The sequence below is a fragment of the Phycicoccus sp. 3266 genome, from assembly GCF_031456495.1.
In the GTDB taxonomy this organism is placed as follows: domain Bacteria; phylum Actinomycetota; class Actinomycetes; order Actinomycetales; family Dermatophilaceae; genus Pedococcus.
On the sequence record NZ_JAVDUW010000001.1, the window covers coordinates 575,794 to 592,940 of the forward strand.

Here is a 17,147-nt window from a genome sequence, read left to right on the forward strand (position 1 = left end):
CCACATCGTGTCAGAAAGGCCTGTCTAGACTTCGGATCGTGACCAAGATGACGTGGCCCACGACCCTGCGGTATGCCGGGTGCGCGGCCCTCGTCGCAGGGCTCGCCGCCTGTGGCGCGGCACCAAGCTCGGGAACGTCCTCGAACGACGCCAGCTCCGCCGCCACGTCCACCGCCTCCTCGTCGTCGCCGTCACCCTCGGGCTCGTCGTCGGCGTCATCGTCGAGCAGCCCGGCGCAGCGGACCGTCACCGTGACGGTCAGGGGCAGCCGGGTCACCCCGGCGCCCCGCACGGTCGAGCTGGGCGTGGGCGAGACGATGACGCTGACCGTCACCAGCGACCACGCCGACCAGCTCCACGTGCACGGGTTCGACATCGAGAAGGAGCTCCCCGCCGGCACCCCGGTCAGCGTCGAGCTGACCGGTGAGTCGCCGGGCGTGTACGAGGTCGAGACCCACCACCCCGAGCTGCGACTGCTCAAGATCGCGGTCCGGTGAGGCTGCCACTGCTGCCCTCGCTGGCCCTGCCAGCCCACGGCGTCGGCTCTCGCGAGGACCTGCCGCTGCCGTTCTCGCTGTTGCTCGTCGGAGCCGGCGCGGCCCTGGTGGTGTCCTTCGTCGCGCTGGGGGCGCTGTGGCGCACGCCGCGGCTGGGTGCCGACGACGGGGTGCCGCTGCCGCAGGGACTCGGCCGGGTGCTCGACAGCCGCGCCCTGCGCGTCGTCGTCGTCCTCCTCACGCTGGTCGTCGCCGCCTGGACGCTGGTGGCCCTCGTCCTGGGCAAGGACGATGCCAACAACCCCGTCCCGTACGTCGTCTACGTCTGGCTCTGGGTCGGCCTCGCCTTCCTGTCGATGCTGGTCGGCGGCGTGTGGCGGGTGGTCAACCCGGTGCGCTGGCTGCACGCAGGGCTGTTGAAGGTGGCGCGGATCGAGCCCGAGTTCGCCCTCGCCGACTACCGGCTCGGCTACTGGCCCGCCGCGGCCGGGCTCGCCGCGTTCGTCTGGCTCGAGCTCGTCGCCCCTGACAACGCGACGCTGCCGGTGCTGCGGGTCGCCGTCCTCGGCTACCTGCTGCTCAGCCTCGTGCTCGCACTCGCGTTCGGGCAGCCGTACCTGCGCCACGGCGACCCGTTCGGGGCCTGGTCCGGCCTCTATGGGACGCTCAGCCCGCTCGGCCGGCGCACCGACGGGCGCTGGGTGCTGCGGACGCCGCTGCACGGCCCGCTGCAGGTGCGCCCCGAACCGGGGCTGCTGGCCGTCACGGCGGTGATGCTGGGCTCGACCGCCTACGACGGCTTCTCGGGCGAGACCCGGTGGTACTCCTTCGTCCAGGCCCGGGCAGTGCCGCGCCTGTGGGAGACCGGCGGCCTCGTCGCGGTCTGCCTGGTCGTGGCCGGCTCGCTCGCCCTGGCCGCCCTCGTCTCCGCCCGGCTGGCCCGGGTGTCTGCCCGCGGCGTCGCGAGCGCGTTCGCACCTTCGCTCATCCCGATCGCGGCGGGGTACTTCGTCGCCCACTACTGGTCGCTCTGGGTGTGGGAGGGCACCAACGGCCTGGCCAAGTTCTCCGACCCGCTCGGCACGGGCGCCGACTGGCTCGGCACGTCGGGCGTGCGGCCCTCGGTCGCCCTCATCGCACCCGGCCTCGTCGCGGGCATCCAGGTCGTCGCGATCATCACCGGCCACGTGCTGGGGGTGGTGGTCGCGCACGAGCGCGCGCTCACCCTGTTCCCGCGCCGGGCAGCGGTGGTGGGCCAGGTCCCCCTGCTGGTCCTCATGGTCCTCTACACGGTCGGCGGCCTCACCCTGCTCTTCAGCTCCTGACCGCGCGGGCGGTTCAGCGCCGCGAGCGCGTCAGCGTCGCGACCGCGTCACGGTCGGGCGCCACTCAGCTCAGCGAGCTCACCTGTGTCAGCGCCGAACGGCCCGGCGCGAGCGCCGGCTGACCCCTGCGGTGTCCCCGGCCCACCGGGTGGCCAGGGACTGCAGCGCCCGGCGCAGCTCCGACTGGGGCGCGTGGTCGACCAGGGTGGTGCCCGCGAACATCGCGGCGTCGAGGGTGGCCTGGTCCCAGGGCAGGTACGTCAGATCGTCCATCCCGGCGAACCGCCCCAGGGCCTCGGCGATCCGGCGCTCGGGTCGCGAGCCGACCGCCGACGCGCGCACCTTGTTGACGACGACGGTCGGGGTGGGCGAGGGCACGGTGGCGAGGTCCTGGACGGCGCGCACGAGCCGCTGCAGCCCGATCGGGTCGGCCGCCCCCACGACGACCAGGTCGTCGGCCTCCTCGAGGGCGGTCAGGGTCGCGGCGTTGCGCCGCGGGGCCAGGGTGTCGTACGACAGCTCCTCGTCGTCCTCGACGCAGAAGCCGCAGTCGACCACGACGTGCGTGGCCAGCTGTCGCGCGATCCCGAGCACCTGGGCCACGGACGGGGCCCGCAGCTCGGTCCAGCGGTGCGGCCTGGGGGTGCCGGTCAGCACCCGCAGGCCGGGGCTGACCTCGGGCGCCAGCCGGGCGAGGGCCAGGAGGTCCAGCCCGCCCTGGTCGGCGGCGCGGCAGGCCGCCGTCATCCCCGGCGCCTCGTCGAGCAGCCCGAGGGCCTGGGCGAGCGAGGACCCGTAGGTGTCGGCGTCGACGAGCAGGGTCGGAGCGTGGGCGGCCAGCTCGGCGGCGAGGTTGAGCGCGACCGTGCTGCGACCGGGCGCGCCGGTGGGGCCCCACACGGCCAGCACCCGGCCGGGGCGTCCTGCGGTCAGGTCGACGGGGTCGTCGGCCACCGGGTCGTCGACGGCGGCGTCCGCGGCGGCCCCGAGCGACCCCGACGCCGCCTCGTCGAGGGCGTCCTCGAGCTCCGGGGCCGAGACGTCGGCCCGCACGACGACGGCCAGGCCTAGCTGGCGCAGCCGCCGCTCACCGGCCTCGTCGCCAGGGGCCACCACTCCCGCCACCCCGAGCCCGTGCTCGGCCAGCTCGTGCAGGGCCGGGCGGTCGAGCGCGCGGAGCTCGGCGGAGACGAGCGCCAGGTCGCCCAGCCCGGCCGCAGCGGTCGCGAGCAGGTCGGCGAGGTCGGCGCAGCGCCGCGCCACGGCATACCCGGACGTGGCCTCCAGCGCCGTCACGACGTCAGGCTCCCACGCCCCCGTCAGGGCGGTGAGCACGCTGCGGGTCACCGGGCTCCCCCGGTGCCGGCCACCGGCACCACCGTGACCCGTGCGCCCAGGTCCACGGCGCCGATGATGTCCTTGACCCGGTCCGTCGGCGCCATCACCTGGATCGGCCGGTCGGCCCCGGTGCCCGACCCCAGGCCGCTCGACGTCTTCGGCAGGCCCGCGACCGAGACGCCCTGCAGGGCCAGCTCGGGCCCGGTGTAGCGCTTGGCGGTGCCCGTCGCGGCCGGGTCGACCGGGTTGACGTAGACGTCGACGCGCGTCCCGACCCGCAGCGGCGCCGCCGAGCCCGCGTCGACGACGAGGGTGAGCGGTTGGACCTCGACCCGCTCGCGCCCGCCCACGGCGGACGCGGGGACGAGCTCCCCGGCAGGGACCTCGCGCAGCACGTAGCGGTCCGGCGCGAGACCCGCCGCTGCCGACAGGTACGTGCCCGTGTGCGACCCGAGCTGCACGTCGACCCGGACCAGGTCGTCCTCGGTCAGGGGCTGGCCCGGCACCAGCGGCCCGGCTGCGGCGTACACGGGGAGGCGGTCGTCGGCGTGGGCGACGACGTACGACCCCAGCGCGACCGACCCCAGCACGAGCAGCAGGCCCACCAGCAGGCGGGCGTCACGCCAGCCGGGCCGACGCAGCCGGCTCGCCGATGGCACGGGCAGGTCACTCACGGTCTCCCCCTCGATCTGTGGTCCGTCCCCCCGGCGGCCATCATGGCGCACCCAACGGGCGTTCCGCCCGGCTAATCCACAGCAGGGGGGTCATCCACAGGGCCGGGCTGTCAACTCCCCCGAACGGTCGAGGATGCGAGAATTCCCTGATCGACCAGACGCCATCGCACGATCATGGTAAAAAGTTGGTCAAGAGAAGGTTAGTTCCCAGTCAAGTGGGGCGAGAGAGGGGTTGGCCGTGGCCAAGCGCTTCATCCAGTTGTCCGAGGTCTCCGAGGTGTTGGACATCTCCTCGGCCCAGGCGTACGCCCTGGTCCGCTCCGGCGAGCTGCCCGCGATCAAGGTCGGGGGTCGGGGACAGTGGCGGGTCGAGGTCGCCGAGCTCGAGAGCTACATCCAGCGGATGTACAACGAGACCAAGAGCTTCGTCGCAGCACACCCCTTCGGGCAGGGCCAGGACTGACCGGCTGACGCCCCACCCCGATCCGCAGGTCCACCCCGACGCGCAGTTGCGGAGCGTGGCACCCGCCGGCTCGGAAAGCGCCACCCCCCGGTCGCAGTCGATGTGGCTGCGACCCGATCCGGTCCTCGTCCCCGCCTCGAGGGACGGCCGGCGGGGGCGCCCCCGCGGGTGCGACGCCGCCTCGCGTCGGCGTCAGACCGGGCGGACGAGGACGATCGCAGTGAACGGCACGACCCGGTGGCCGGTCACGTTCTCGGAGCGTCGGGGCAGGTCAGCAGCGTGCTCGGCCAGCTCGAGGTGGTCCGAGCCCACCGCGTCGATGGTGCCGGTGCAGGTGGATCCCGTGACATCGGTGAGCCGCACGACGGCGCGGTCACGGCTCACCGCGCGCAGCGCGTAGCCCAGCCCGAACCTGCGGCCGAGGGAGCTCTCGACCGCCCTGGCCGGCAGGCCTGTCACCGACACGACCGCCGCCGTCGGCACCAGGCACGGCGCGCGCCCGGGCTCCCCGAGCAGGAACCAGCCCTCACCCACGTCGGCGACCCGCCCACCCACCCGTGACCCGTCGCGCACCGTCACCGTCAGGGTTCCGGCACCTGCCCCCGCCAGGCGGTCCCCCAGCGTGACCGTCGCCCGCTCCCGGCGGGTCCGGTCCGCGACCTCGGCGTCGAGCTCGCGCCGCTGCTCCGCGTCCCACTGGGACTCCAGGTCCGCGAACAGGTCCTCCCAGCGCATCCCATCCCCCCTCGTCGATCGGCGTGGTGAGCGTACGGCACCGTCGACCCCTTGCCTCGACGAACGCACGGCGTTACGTTCTAACACACGCAAACACATGCAAACGGCATGGTCAGGGGGATGACATGGCACGACAGACCGGACGAAGGGGACGAATTGCGGCGCTCGCCACCGGGGCACTCGCCGTGGGGGCAGGCCTGGAGGCGGTGCTCGCCGCCGCGGCTGGCGGCCAGTGGGGCGCCGTGCTCGCCCCGGGTCCCGCCCGGCCCGACGAGGTGGTGGGAGCCGTCCTCACCACTGCGGCCGTTCTCGTCGGCGCCTGGCTGGCGGTCACCACCCTGGCGTCGCTGCTCGGGCACCTGCCCGGCCGGGTGGGGCGCGCGCTCGACAGGTGGTCCCGGTCGTGGTCCCCCGCGGTCGTTCGGCGGGTGGCTGCGGTGCTCGTCGGCGCGAGTGTCAGCGGCGTCCTCGCGCCGGGCTCCGCCGTCGGCTCGGCCGCGCCGGCTCCCTCCCCGGGGTTCGCGGTGACGGCCCCAACCACCACTACCCTCTCGACCACTGCCCCAGCGGCCACGACCCCCGCGACCACTACCCCCGCGGCCGTCGCCGCGCCGGGTGGGGCCGGGGGCAGTCACGGCCCCGGGGTGCCGGGGTTCACCGTGACGGCACCCGCCCCGGCCGAGGACCGCCTGCAGGCCCCCGCGCCCGGCTGGGTGCCGGAGCGGCCCGTCGTGCGACCGCAGGCGTCACCCGACCTCGTGGCCGGGACGCCACGCCGGACCCCCGCCGCCGAGGTGGTGGTGCTGCGCGGGGACAGTCTCTGGTCGATCGTGGCGCGCCACCTCGGCCCGGAGGCGAGCGACGCCGAGGTCGCGGCCCAGTGGCCGCGCTGGCACGCCGCAAACCGCTCGGTCATCGGCGACGACCCCGACCTCCTGCTGCCCGGGCAGGTCCTCCGGGCGCCCCACGCCGAGGCGGTGGCGCGATGAGCCCCGCCACCCGGACCTCCGCCTCCGGCCCGGCCGACCCGGGCGCACCGGTGCCCGCGGGCGGGCCCCCGCCGACCGGCGAGCCCGGACGCTCGCGACTGCGCCCGCTGCGCGTCATGCCCGCACCGCGGCACCGGCCGCCCGTGCTGACCGACACCGAGTGGTGGCCGGAGGGCGACGGCGACGACCCCCGCTACGTCCAGGGCGCCCTGGCCGTCGACTTCGACAGCCTCACCGACGAGCAGCTGTTCGGAGCGCGCCCCACCCGGCGCGACGACCTCCCCGACCCGCGCGAGTGGGCGGGCCACATCGCCCAGGCGCTCGTCGAGGTCATGTCGGGCTCGCGGCCGGCGCCGCAGCTCCTGCGCTGGACCGTGCCCGAGGTGTATGCCGTGGTCGCCCGTCGCGCCGCCGTCTCCGCCAGGCGTGCGGCCGGGGAGGGACGTCGCGGGGCACCCGCCGCCGGCCGGGCCGTGGTGCGCAGCGTCCGGCTCTGCGAGCCCGCCGACGGGGTCGCCGAGGCAAGCGCCGTGGTCGTCGACGGCGGTCGGGTCCGGGCCCTGGCGTTCCGGCTCGTCGGGCTCGACGGGCGGTGGCGGGTCGAGGCGCTCCAGGTGGGCTGACCGCTATACCAGGGCCCAGCACGCGCGGACGGCGCCGCCCGTGGGGGCGGCGCCGTCCGTATGCCGTGCCGGAGCAACCAGGTGCCCCGGTGAGGGTTCGGCTAGAGGTCCTTGCCGTGGCACATCTTGAACTTCTTGCCCGAGCCACACGGGCAGGGCCCGTTGCGCGAAGCTCCCCGGAGCTGCTCGGGGGTCAGGGTGTCCTGCGCCGTCCCGACCGCGCGGTGCTCGACGTCACCGGTCTCGGTGGGCGCGGAGTACTGCAGCTGCTGCGGGCGGCGCTCCGGCTGCTCGAGGCCCTTGGCCCGGAACGACGGCTGGGGCTCCGCGGCCGCGGCTCCCGTCGGCTCCGCCGGCGTCAGCGCCTCGACCGGCTGCTCCTCGGCACCCTCGGCCTCGGCGCGCTCGGCGCTCGAGAGCCCGGACCCGGCGAGCATGTCCGACACGCTGACCGGCTGGACGGCCGGCGTCTCCTCGTGGGTGTGGTCGACCTCCACCTGGATGTTGAACAGGTAGCCGACCGACTCCTCCTTGATGGAGTCGTTCATGGCCTCGAAGAGCTGGAAGCCCTCGCGCTGGTACTCCACGAGCGGGTCGCGCTGGGCCATGGCGCGCAGGCCGATGCCCTCCTGCAGGTAGTCCATCTCGTAGAGGTGCTCGCGCCACTTGCGGTCCAGGACCGACAGCACGACGCGGCGCTCGACCTCGCGCATGACGTCCTCGCCGAGCTCGGCCTCGCGGGCGTCGTAGGCGTGGTGGGCGTCGGAGGTGATCTGCTCGCGCAGCAGGTCGGCGGTGATGCCGGACCGGCCACCGGCCATGTCGGCCACGTCGTCGGGCGTGATCGAGACCGGGTAGAGGGTCTTGAGCGCGGACCACAGGCGGTCGTAGTCCCAGTCGTCGGCGAAGCCCTCGGCGGTCTCGGCGGCGACGTAGCTGTCGATGACGTCGTTGACGAAGTGGCGGATCTGCTCGTGCAGGTCCTCGCCCTCGAGCACGCGGCGGCGCTCGTCGTAGATGACCGTGCGCTGCCGGTTGAGGACGTCGTCGTACTTGAGGACGTTCTTGCGGATCTCGAAGTTGCGGCCCTCGACCTGGCCCTGCGCGCTCTGGATCGAGCGGCTCACCATCTTGGACTCGATCGGCACCTCGTCGTCCATCTTGGCCGTGGTCATGAACCGGTCGACCATCGCGGCGTTGAACAGGCGCATGAGGTCGTCCTGCAGCGACAGGTAGAACCGCGACTCACCCGGGTCGCCCTGGCGACCGGAGCGTCCACGCAGCTGGTTGTCGATGCGGCGCGACTCGTGCCGCTCGGTGCCGAGGACGTACAGGCCGCCGAGCTCGGTGACCTCGTCGTGCTCGGCCTTGACGGCCTCCTCGGCCTCGGCGAGCGCCTGGTCCCAGGCCGCCTCGTACTCCTCCGGGGTCTCCTCGGGGTCGAGGCCGCGCTGCTTGAGGGCGGCGACGGCCATGAACTCGGGGTTGCCGCCCAGCATGATGTCGGTGCCTCGACCGGCCATGTTGGTGGCGACGGTGACGGCGCCCTTGCGGCCGGCCTGCGCGACGATCGCGGCCTCACGCTCGTGCTGCTTGGCGTTGAGGACCTCGTGCGGGACGCCCTTGCGACGCAGCTGGTCGGAGAGGTACTCGCTCTTCTCGACCGAGGTGGTGCCGACGAGGACGGGCTGGCCCTTCTTGTGACGGTCGACGATGTCGTCGACCACCGCGGAGAACTTCGCCTCCTCGGTGCGGTAGACGAGGTCCGGCTGGTCCATGCGGATCATCGGCCGGTTCGTCGGGATCGGCACGACGCCCAGCTTGTAGATCGAGTACAGCTCGGCCGCCTCGGTCTGGGCGGTGCCCGTCATGCCCGAGAGCTTGTCGTACATGCGGAAGTAGTTCTGCAGGGTGATCGTGGCGAGCGTCTGGTTCTCGTTCTGGATCTCGACGCCCTCCTTCGCCTCGATCGCCTGGTGCATCCCCTCGTTGTAGCGACGACCGGCCAGGATGCGGCCCGTGTGCTCGTCGACGATGAGGATCTCACCGTTCATGTTGACGTAGTCCTTGTCCCGCTTGAACAGCTCCTTGGCCTTGATGGCGTTGTTGAGGTAGCCGATGAGCGGGGTGTTGACGGACTCGTAGAGGTTGTCGATGCCGAGGTAGTCCTCGACCTTGGCGATGCCGGCCTCGAGGACACCGACGGTCTTCTTCTTCTCGTCGACCTCGTAGTCGCCCTGGCCGGACTCGAGCTCGCCGCGGGTCAGCCGCTGGGCGATGCGCGCGAACTCGGTGTACCACTTGGTCGCGGCGTCGGCGGGTCCGCTGATGATGAGCGGCGTGCGGGCCTCGTCGATGAGGATCGAGTCGACCTCGTCGACGATGGCGAAGTTGTGGCCGCGCTGCACCAGCTCGTCCATCGACCACGCCATGTTGTCGCGCAGGTAGTCGAAGCCGAACTCGTTGTTGGTGCCGTAGGTGATGTCCTTGGCGTACTCGGCGCGCCGCTGCTCGGGGGTCATCGACGAGAGGATGACGCCGGTCTCGAGGCCGAGGGCGCGGTGGACGCGCCCCATGAGCTCGGACTGGTACTCGGCGAGGTAGTCGTTGACCGTGATGACATGCACGCCCTTGCCCTCGAGGGCGTTGAGGTAGGACGGCAGGGTCGCCACGAGGGTCTTGCCCTCACCGGTCTTCATCTCGGCGACGTTCCCCAGGTGCAGGGCGGCGCCACCCATGAGCTGCACGTCGAAGTGCCGCTTCCCGATGGTCCGCTTGGCCGCCTCCCGCACGGCCGCGAACGCTTCCGGGAGGATGTCGTCGAGCGTCTCGCCGTCGCTGAGACGCTTGCGGAAGACGTCGGTCTCGGCGCGCAGCTCGGCGTCGCTGAGCTTCTCGAAGTCCTCCTCGATCGCGTTCACCTGGGCGGCGATGCCCTGGAGCTTCTTGAGGATGCGTCCCTCACCGGCACGCAGCAGCTTTTCGACGATCTTGGACACGCAGTCTCTCCTGGGAAGTGTGCGGCCTCCGACGACCCTTGCGCCGGCGGCCCGCTCTAGGTTAGTCGACCGGTCCCGACCCGCGGACGCACGGCGTGGGGGAACTCTCCCCTCGAGGGCCAACGCCGGGTCCCGCCGAGCGGTTCCGAGGGGGCGCGGCGCCACGGGGCGGCTACGGCGCGACGAGGTCCTGGTAGTCGGGGTGGCGCTCGATCCAGGCCGCGATGAACGGGCACATCGCCACGACGTCGTGCTCCCCCGCCGCGCGCACCTGGTCCAGGGCGCCGCGCGCCAGCGCGCCGCCGACCCCCTGGCCCTCGTAGGCGTCGTCCACCTCGGTGTGGGTGAAGACGATGTGGCCCCCGGAGAGCCGGTATGCCGCGAAGCCGGCGAGCGCGCCATCGACGTGGGCCTCGAAGCGGCCGAGGTCTGGGTTGTCCTTGACGGTGGTCTCGCTCATGGGCCCAACCCCATCACGTCGGGCCGCCCTGCCGCACCTCAGGCGACGGCCGCGACCTCGGCCTCCTCGAGCGGCGCCGCGTCGCGCTCCTCGCCCGGCGACCGGGAGATCGCGAGGCAGGCGAGGGCCGCGAACAGGCACAGCCCGCCCGCGGTGAGCCACGCGGTGTAGTAGTCGCCGGTCGCCTGCCGCACCCACCCGGCGTACGACGCGGCGACGCCGGCGCCGACCATGTGGGCGGCGAACACCCAGCCGAACACCACGCTCGAGCGGGCCACCCCGAAGTGCCGGCGGCACAGCGCGATCGTCGGCGGCACGGTCGCCACCCAGTCCAGGCCGTAGAACACGATGAACACGAACAGGCTGGGGTGGATGTCCGGGCCGAGCAGTGCGGGCACGAACAGCAGCGACAGGCCGCGGAACCCGTAGTAGCCGCAGAGCAGCAGCCGCGGGTCGACCTTGTCGGTGAGCCAGCCCGAGGCGATCGTGCCGACGAGGTCGAAGACCCCGACCAGGGCCAGCAGGCCGGCCGCGGTCGTCTCGGGCATGCCGTGGTCGTGCGCGGCAGGGATGAAGTGGGTGCCGATGAGCCCGTTCGTGGACCAGCCGCAGATCCAGAAGGTCGCGAACAGGATCCAGAACGTCCGGGACCGCGTGCTCGACCGGAGGACGGCGACAGCGGTCCGGGCCGGGCCTGGACGGCCGGGGGCGTGACGCGGCGGCGCGGGCTCGGGCAGGGCACCGGGCTCGGAGCCGTACGGGGGCTGCCCGACGTCGGCCGGGTGGTCACGGACCACGAGCAGGACCAGGGGCACGAGCAGCACCGAGGCGCCGGCGACGACGAGCGCAGCCCAGCGCCAGCCGGGTCCGGTCGCGAGCGCCGCGATCCCGGGCAGGAAGACGAGCTGGCCGGCTGCCCCCGCGGCGGAGAAGACCCCGGTCACGAGGCCGCGGCGGGACTCCACGAACCAGCGGTTGGCGACCACGGAGCCCAGCACGAGCGCCATGGCACCGGTGCCGACGCCGATCGCGAGGCCCCAGAGCAGCCAGAGCTCCCACGGCGCGGTCATCACCGTCGTGAGCCCCGAGCCGGCGGCTACGAGCGCGAGCGCTGCCACGACGACGGTGCGGACGCCGAAGCGCTCCATGAGGGCGGCGGCGAACGGGGCGGTCAGGCCGTAGACGACGAGGTTGGCGGTGACGGCCCCGGACGTCGTGGCGCGCGACCACCCGAACTCGGTCTCGAGCGGCACGAGCAGGGCGCCGGTCGAGGAGCGGAAGCCGGCGGCGGCCACGAGCGCACCCAGGACGACGAGGGCGACCCACCAGGCGCGGTGGCCGGCGGCGCGGGAGGGACGGGCAGCCGGCGGCGCGGCAGGAACGGTCACCTGCGCAGGGTATCTGCCATCGTCACCACCCGACCAGCGCGATCCGGACAACGGCCGCCCGGTTCCCGCCAGCCCCCGCCCCGGCGTCCCCGCAGGTGGGCGGGTCTCGTTCTGGTCACTTCGCCCCCGGGTCAGCGCTCCCCCGGCTACGGTCTGGGCAGGGCTCTGCGGGCACGACGGACGCGGGGACAGGAGCCCGGGCAGGGGGTCGAGCGTGCTGGAGCTGCTCGCGACGTCGATGGCGGTCGCCGGCGCGCTGCTGGCCGCCCTGGCGCTGTACGCCGCCTGGCGCCGGGACACCCCCACCGGCTGGAGCCTCGCGGCGGTCCTCGGCTCCGTGGCCTGGTGGGGCCTGGCGTATGCCGTGGAGCTCAGCTCCGACGCCGTCGCGACCAAGTCCCTGTGGGGGGACCTGAAGTACCTCGGCGTCAGCACGCTCGGGCCGGCGTTCCTGTGCTTCGTCCTGCAGTACACCGGCCGCGGCCACCGGGTCACGCGCCGGCTGCTGCTCCTGCTGGCGGTCGAGCCGGTCGTCGTCATGACCGCACTCGCCGTGCCGGCGACCCACGACCTCGTGCACCACTACCCGCCGCGCATCGCGACCGACCAGCTCGTCGTGGTGGAGACCGGCCCGTTGTTCTGGGTGCACCTCGTCTACGTCAACGGGCTGCTCGTCGTGGCCACCGTGCTCTTCATGACGAGCATGGTGCGCCTCGCACGCACCTACCGGCGGCTGGCTCTCGTGCTCATGGCGTCGGGCCTGCTGCCCTGGGTCGCCAACTTCCTGCACAACGGCGGTGTCGGGCCGTTCGCGCGCATCGACCTCACGCCCTTCGCGTTCAGCGTGACCGGCGGGGTCCTCGTGTGGGGCCTGTTCCGCGAGCGCCTCACCGACCTGGCCCCCCTCGCCCGCAGCGCCGTGGTGGAGACCATGACGGACGCCGTGTTCGTCCTCGACGCGTTCGGGCGTGTGGCTGACGTCAACCCCTCCGGCACGCAGGTCCTGTCCGCGACGCGGGGCTCGCTCGTCGGGCGGCGCCTCGCCGACGTCCTGCCGCACGAGGTCGGGTTCGCGGTCGCCTCGTCCGAGCCGGGCACGTCCGAGGGCGGCATACCCGAGGGCGGCATACCCGAGGTGCACGTCGACGGGCCCACCGGCCGGCGGTCCTTCGACGTGCTGCGACAGCAGCTCACCGACCGGACCGGACGCGCCGCCGGCGAGCTGGTCGTGCTGCGCGACGTGACCGAGCGCGTGCGCGCCCGGAACGAGCTGCAGCACGTGCTGGCCGAGCAGCAGCGCGTCGCCACCGCCCTGCAGGCGAGCATGGTCCCGGGACGCCTGCCCGAGGTGCCCGGCTGCGAGCTCGCCAGCGCGTACCATCCCGCCGGGGACGGCAGCGAGGTGGGCGGCGACTTCCTCGACGTTTTCGCGCTCGGTCCGGGGACGTGGGGGTTCGTGCTCGGCGACGTGAGCGGCAAGGGCGCGCAGGCCGCGGCGGTGAGTGCGGCGGCCCGCTACACGATCCGCGCACTCGCCGACCCGCGGCACCCGCCGAGCCGCACGCTGCGGGCCGTCAACACACGGCTCGTCGGCGCCACCGACCCGGAGCAGTTCTGCACCGCCGTCTACGGGCAGGTCGAGCCGCACGCGGACGGCGTCCGGCTCACCTTCTGCCTGGCCGGGCACCCGCTGCCGGTGGTCGTCCGGGGCGGCATGACCAGCGAGGAGGGCGTACCCGGCACGGTGCTCGGCCTGCTCGACTCCCCCGAGCTGCACGACACGACCGTCGAGCTGGCACCCGGTGACCTGGTCTGCGCCTTCACCGACGGGCTCGTGGAGTCTCGCCGGGGCCCGGCGATGTTCGAGAGCGAGCGGGTGGAGACCGTGCTGGCCCGCCACGGCGACGAGCACACACAGGCGGTCGTGGACCACCTCGTCGAGGCCGTGCGCGGCTTCCACGGCGGCCAGCTCGAGGACGACCTGGCGGTGCTGCTCCTGCGCGCCTCGGGCGGGTCAGCGGGCGAGGGCACCCACGAGCTCGCCGGTCACGCGGGACAGGCCTAGCCAGCCGGCGAGCGACGCGAGCTCCTCGTCGAGGGCGGCGCGGGCTTCGACCGGGGCCCCCGGTTCCCAGTGGACGGCGTGGACCCGCAGCACCCCCGTCGCCCGGTCGGCCTTGAGGTCGCAGCGGGCGACGAGGTGCTCACCGAAGAGGAACGGCAGCACGTAGTACCCGTGCACCCTCTGCGCCGCGGGCACGTAGATCTCGAGGCGGAAGTCGAAGCCGAAGAGGGCGGCCGTGCGGTCGCGCTGCCAGATGAGGGAGTCGAACGGGCTGAGGAGGGCGCGCGCGTCCACCCGCCGCGGCCGGCGGGCCTCCGCGTGCAGGTATGCCGGGCGCCGCCAGCCGTCGATGGTGGCCGGCACCAGGACCCCCTCGGCGACCAGCGACTCGATGGCCGGACGGGCCTGGTCGGGCTTGAGCCGGAAGTAGTCGCGCAGGCACTGCTCGGTGCCGACGCCGTGCGCGCGGGCCGACAGCTCGACGAGGGCGCGGAAGGCGGTGGCGTCGTCCGGGCGGTCCTGCGGGCGGGCCGCGACCGCCAGCACCTCCTTGGGCAGCACCCGCTCGAGCGAGGCGTACCGGCGCTCGAACTGCTGGGTCCGGCCGGCCGAGGAGATGCGGCCCGACCAGAACAGGTGCTCGAGGGCGTTCTTGACCAGCGACCAGTTCCAGCCCCACTGGTCGCGCTCGCGCGGCAGGTCGTGCTCGATCGCGGCCTCGAGCTGCCGGGAGGTCACCGGCCCCCGCTCGACCACCTCGGCGAACACCGCCTCGACGAGCTCCGGGTGGTCGCGGGCGACCCGCTGCATCCCGCCCCAGGCGTCGTCCAGCGCGCGACGCATCCGGAAGTCCAGCAGCGGCCACGTGGTCGGCGGGACCAGGCTCGCCTCGTGCGCCCAGTACTCGACGAGCCGGCGCGGCGACCGGTCACGCGCACGATCGAGCAGGGCCGTGTCGTAGGGCCCGAGCCGGGAGAAGAACGGGAGGTACTGGCTGCGGGTGACGACGTTGACGCTGTCGATCTGCACGACCTGCACCCGGTCGACGACGCGCTGGAGGTGCCGCATGGTCGCGGCACCGGGCTCAGGCCGGGCGTCGAGGAACCCCTGCGCCGCGAGGGTGACCCGTCGCGCCTGGGACGTCGTGAGGCGCACGGCGGCCGGGCCGGTCACTCGTCGGGTTCGAGCAGGTTCTCCCGCACGGCATACATCGCGGCCTCCATGCGCGAGTGCAGCTGGAGCTTCTCGAGGATGTTGCGGACGTGGTTCTTGACGGTGTTCTCGGAGATGAACAGGTCGTGCGCGATCTCCTTGTTCGCCAGTCCGCGGGCGACCAGGCGCAGCACCTCGAGCTCGCGCTCGGTGAGGCGGGGGGCGCCGACGGCCGACGGCCGCTCCCCCTGGCGCCGGCTCATGAGGGCGAACTCCGCGAGCAGCTTGGAGGCCATCGACGGCGAGATGAGCGAGTCGCCGTTGTGGACCGCGCGGACGCCGTCGGCGATCTCCTCGCCGGGCACGTCCTTGAGGAGGTAGCCGTTGGCCCCGGCCTTGACGGCCTCGTAGAGGTCGGACTCCTCGTCGGACATCGTCAGCATGATGATCTTGGTCGACGGGACCTGGGACTTGATCTTCTGGCACGCCTCGATGCCGGAGGTGTGCGGCATGCGCACGTCCATGAGGACGACGTCGGGCAGCAGCTCCACCGTGCGGTCGACGGCCTCCTTGCCGTCACCGGCCTCGCCGACGATCTCGATGTCGTCGTCCTGGGAGACGACCATCTGGAGCCCGCGACGGTAGAGGACGTGGTCGTCCGCGATGACGACCCGGATGGGGTCGGCAGCCGGCGCGGCCTGCGGGTCCTCGGTCACCTGCGCATTCTGTCATGACAGAGGGCCGGCTGCGGCAGGTCTCCACGTTCGGACCCCGCCGCGCCGGCCCTCGTCGGTGCAGGTCAGGAGACCTTTCGGGAGGTCTCGGGCTCGGCCACGTCGAGGTGGATCACGCCGTAGGACCAGCCCCGGCGGCGATAGACGACGCTCGGCTGGCCGGTGTCCTCGTCGTGGTAGAGGTAGAAGTCGTGCCCGACGAGCTCCATCTCGCGGACGGCCTGGTCCAGGCCCATCGGCGTCGAGGCGTGGATCTTCTCCCGGACCTCGATCGGCGAGTTGCCCTGCGTCCCGAAGCGGTCGTGGTCGGACTCGTCGGCTGCGGAGCCGGCGTCCTCGACGACCGCGGACCCGTTCGCCTCGAACCGGGCGCTCGCCTCCGCGACGGACTCGGGCGTGTGCCGGCCACGGTGCACCCGCTTGCGATCCTGTGCCCGTCGCAATCGCTCCATGAGCTTGTCCATGGCGAGGTCGAGCGCGCCGTACTTGTCGTCGAGGCAGGCCTCCGCCCGCACGATCGGGCCCTTCACGTGGCAGGTGATCTCGACCCGCTCGCACGCCTTCGACTGGCGCTTGTTCGGCTCGTGACTCACCACGACATCGACCCGCTGGGCGCGGGGAGCGAGCTGGGGAATCTTCGCCAGCTTCTCGTCGAGGTGGGCACGGAAACGGTCCGAGACCTGCATGTGACGTCCGGTGACGACAATTTCCACGGTGTCCTCCATGGTTACGGCGGATGGGGTGTCGGGAGCGGCAGGACCCGGGAAGTCAGCCGCGGCACCACCTCCCGACCGCGACGACAGGAGAGTCCGCTCCCCTCGCCGGGGCGCCGGTCGGACTCGGTCCGCGACGCCCTGTGTACGCGTCCAGCGCGTGGGCCAGGGGGGCCATGTACCGACGGTAGACGCTCCGGCGGGAATGCGACAGCGCATCTGACCCAACGTTTACCCGGTGCTGGCAGACCCGTTCCGAATGCCCGGAATCCGGCGCTCGGTGGCGCAGGCGACCGCCGCCAGGACGCGCGGAGCACCCGCCGCACGCAGGGCGCGCGCGGCCTCCGCGAGGGTCGCGCCCGTGGTCAGCACGTCGTCGACGAGCAGGCACGGCGACCGCCCCACGAGGTCGCGCCACCGGGGGCGGACGGCGAACGCGTGCTCGAGGTTGGCCGCCCGGTCCGCGGCGCCCAGACCCGCCTGGTCCGCGACGCGCCGCCTGACCGTGAGCGCCCGCGCCACGACCACCTCCCCCGGCGGGAACCCGCGGACCGCCCGGCGGGCCAGGTCGACCAGCGGCGAGTCGCCCCGCGCGCGGCGCGCCCGGGCGGAGGACGGGACCGGGACGACGAGCAGCGGTCCGGCGCCGGCCGCCAGCGAGCTCGCGAGGGCCGGCTGCAGGACCAGCGCGCCCTCGATGCTCGAGGCCAGCAGGTGCGCCAGGACCGGGGCACAGTCCCTGCGGTCCCGATCCTTGTGGGCCACCACCAGGCGTGCGGCCGTGCCCGCGAAGGCGGTACTCGCCACGACCGGCGGCAGGCCGTCGGGGCAGGGGGTCGGTGCCACGGCGCGAGGACCATCCGGCCAGCGCGCCGACGCCAGCTCGTCCCGGCACGTCCCGCACAGGCCGCAGTCGGGTCGGCCGCAGGCAGCGCACGACGGCGGCACCGCGAGGTCCACCAGGCTCCTCAGAACTGCGACGACGGGCACCG

General features: G+C 73.4%; 16 protein-coding genes. 6 read left to right on the forward strand and 10 right to left on the reverse strand.

What is annotated here, in order from left to right; translation table 11 throughout:
- The first annotated feature begins 38 nt into the window (after positions 1–38).
- Positions 39–497: a cupredoxin domain-containing protein gene (locus tag J2X64_RS02880; protein ID WP_397444007.1), complete on the forward strand. Its 459-nt coding sequence runs from the start codon at positions 39–41 to the stop codon at positions 495–497.
- Positions 494–1,822: a hypothetical protein gene (locus J2X64_RS02885; protein WP_310149316.1), complete on the forward strand. Its 1,329-nt coding sequence runs from the start codon at positions 494–496 to the stop codon at positions 1,820–1,822. The genes J2X64_RS02880 and J2X64_RS02885 overlap by 4 nt, the downstream gene beginning before the upstream one ends.
- 87 nt (positions 1,823–1,909) lie before the next feature.
- Here the strand turns inward: J2X64_RS02885 and J2X64_RS02890 are convergent, their stop codons facing one another.
- Positions 1,910–3,169 carry a hypothetical protein gene (locus J2X64_RS02890; RefSeq protein ID WP_310149319.1) on the reverse strand — a complete coding sequence of 420 codons (1,260 nt, stop codon included), beginning with the start codon at positions 3,167–3,169 and terminating at the stop codon, positions 1,910–1,912.
- Complete coding sequence (locus tag J2X64_RS02895; RefSeq protein WP_310149322.1) at positions 3,166–3,834, reverse strand: SAF domain-containing protein; 669 nt, start codon at positions 3,832–3,834, stop codon at positions 3,166–3,168. Before J2X64_RS02895 ends, J2X64_RS02890 begins: the two co-directional genes overlap by 4 nt.
- Before the next feature lie 238 nt (positions 3,835–4,072).
- Here J2X64_RS02895 and J2X64_RS02900 point away from each other — a divergent pair, with 238 nt between their 5' ends.
- Complete coding sequence (locus J2X64_RS02900) at positions 4,073–4,297, forward strand: helix-turn-helix domain-containing protein (RefSeq protein ID WP_310149325.1); 225 nt, start codon at positions 4,073–4,075, stop codon at positions 4,295–4,297.
- Between the two features lie 192 nt (positions 4,298–4,489).
- On the opposite strand, the gene J2X64_RS02905 is transcribed toward J2X64_RS02900, so the two are convergent.
- Positions 4,490–5,032 (reverse strand): hypothetical protein, encoded by a 543-nt coding sequence (locus tag J2X64_RS02905; RefSeq protein ID WP_310149328.1) that lies wholly within the window; start codon positions 5,030–5,032, stop codon positions 4,490–4,492.
- Positions 5,033–5,157: 125 nt separating this feature from the next.
- On the opposite strand from J2X64_RS02905, the gene J2X64_RS02910 reads away from it, so the two are divergent.
- Both J2X64_RS02910 and J2X64_RS02915 read left to right on the forward strand, forming a co-directional pair.
- Positions 5,158–6,021: a hypothetical protein gene (locus J2X64_RS02910; RefSeq protein ID WP_310149329.1), complete on the forward strand. Its 864-nt coding sequence runs from the start codon at positions 5,158–5,160 to the stop codon at positions 6,019–6,021.
- The gene (locus J2X64_RS02915; RefSeq protein WP_310149332.1) at positions 6,018–6,644 is read left to right on the forward strand and encodes an Rv3235 family protein; all 627 of its coding nucleotides are present in this window, start codon (positions 6,018–6,020) and stop codon (positions 6,642–6,644) included. Before J2X64_RS02910 ends, J2X64_RS02915 begins: the two co-directional genes overlap by 4 nt.
- Positions 6,645–6,745: 101 nt before the next feature.
- Here the strand turns inward: J2X64_RS02915 and secA are convergent, their stop codons facing one another.
- The 3 genes from secA to J2X64_RS02930 form a co-directional block, all read right to left on the reverse strand.
- Positions 6,746–9,643, reverse strand: coding sequence for a preprotein translocase subunit SecA (secA, locus tag J2X64_RS02920; protein WP_310149334.1), 2,898 nt, complete (start codon positions 9,641–9,643; stop codon positions 6,746–6,748).
- 172 nt (positions 9,644–9,815) lie between these two features.
- Positions 9,816–10,103: a GNAT family N-acetyltransferase gene (locus tag J2X64_RS02925; RefSeq protein WP_310149337.1), complete on the reverse strand. Its 288-nt coding sequence runs from the start codon at positions 10,101–10,103 to the stop codon at positions 9,816–9,818.
- Positions 10,104–10,141: 38 nt separating this feature from the next.
- On the reverse strand, positions 10,142–11,491 hold the full coding sequence (locus tag J2X64_RS02930; RefSeq protein ID WP_310149338.1) for an MFS transporter: 1,350 nt from the start codon (positions 11,489–11,491) through the stop codon (positions 10,142–10,144).
- A 214-nt stretch (positions 11,492–11,705) separates the two neighbouring features.
- Between J2X64_RS02930 and J2X64_RS02935 the strand changes: the two genes are divergently transcribed.
- Entirely contained in the window at positions 11,706–13,556 is a 1,851-nt protein-coding gene (locus J2X64_RS02935) for a histidine kinase N-terminal 7TM domain-containing protein (protein ID WP_310149341.1), read from the forward strand.
- On the opposite strand, the gene J2X64_RS02940 is transcribed toward J2X64_RS02935, so the two are convergent.
- The 4 genes from J2X64_RS02940 to J2X64_RS02955 all read right to left on the reverse strand — a co-directional run bounded on the left by J2X64_RS02940 (position 13,506) and on the right by J2X64_RS02955 (position 17,001).
- On the reverse strand, positions 13,506–14,729 hold the full coding sequence (locus J2X64_RS02940) for a DNA glycosylase AlkZ-like family protein (protein WP_310149345.1): 1,224 nt from the start codon (positions 14,727–14,729) through the stop codon (positions 13,506–13,508). The two genes, J2X64_RS02935 and J2X64_RS02940, sit on opposite strands and share 51 nt — an antisense overlap.
- A complete protein-coding gene (locus J2X64_RS02945; protein WP_310149348.1) occupies positions 14,726–15,424 on the reverse strand; it encodes a response regulator transcription factor in 699 nt (232 codons plus the stop codon). Before J2X64_RS02945 ends, J2X64_RS02940 begins: the two co-directional genes overlap by 4 nt.
- A gap of 83 nt (positions 15,425–15,507) precedes the next feature.
- Positions 15,508–16,155, reverse strand: a complete 648-nt coding sequence (hpf, locus tag J2X64_RS02950) for a ribosome hibernation-promoting factor, HPF/YfiA family (RefSeq protein ID WP_310149351.1) — start codon at positions 16,153–16,155, stop codon at positions 15,508–15,510.
- A 231-nt stretch (positions 16,156–16,386) separates the two neighbouring features.
- A complete protein-coding gene (locus J2X64_RS02955; protein WP_310149354.1) occupies positions 16,387–17,001 on the reverse strand; it encodes a phosphoribosyltransferase family protein in 615 nt (204 codons plus the stop codon).
- Between the last annotated feature and the right edge of the window lie 146 nt (positions 17,002–17,147).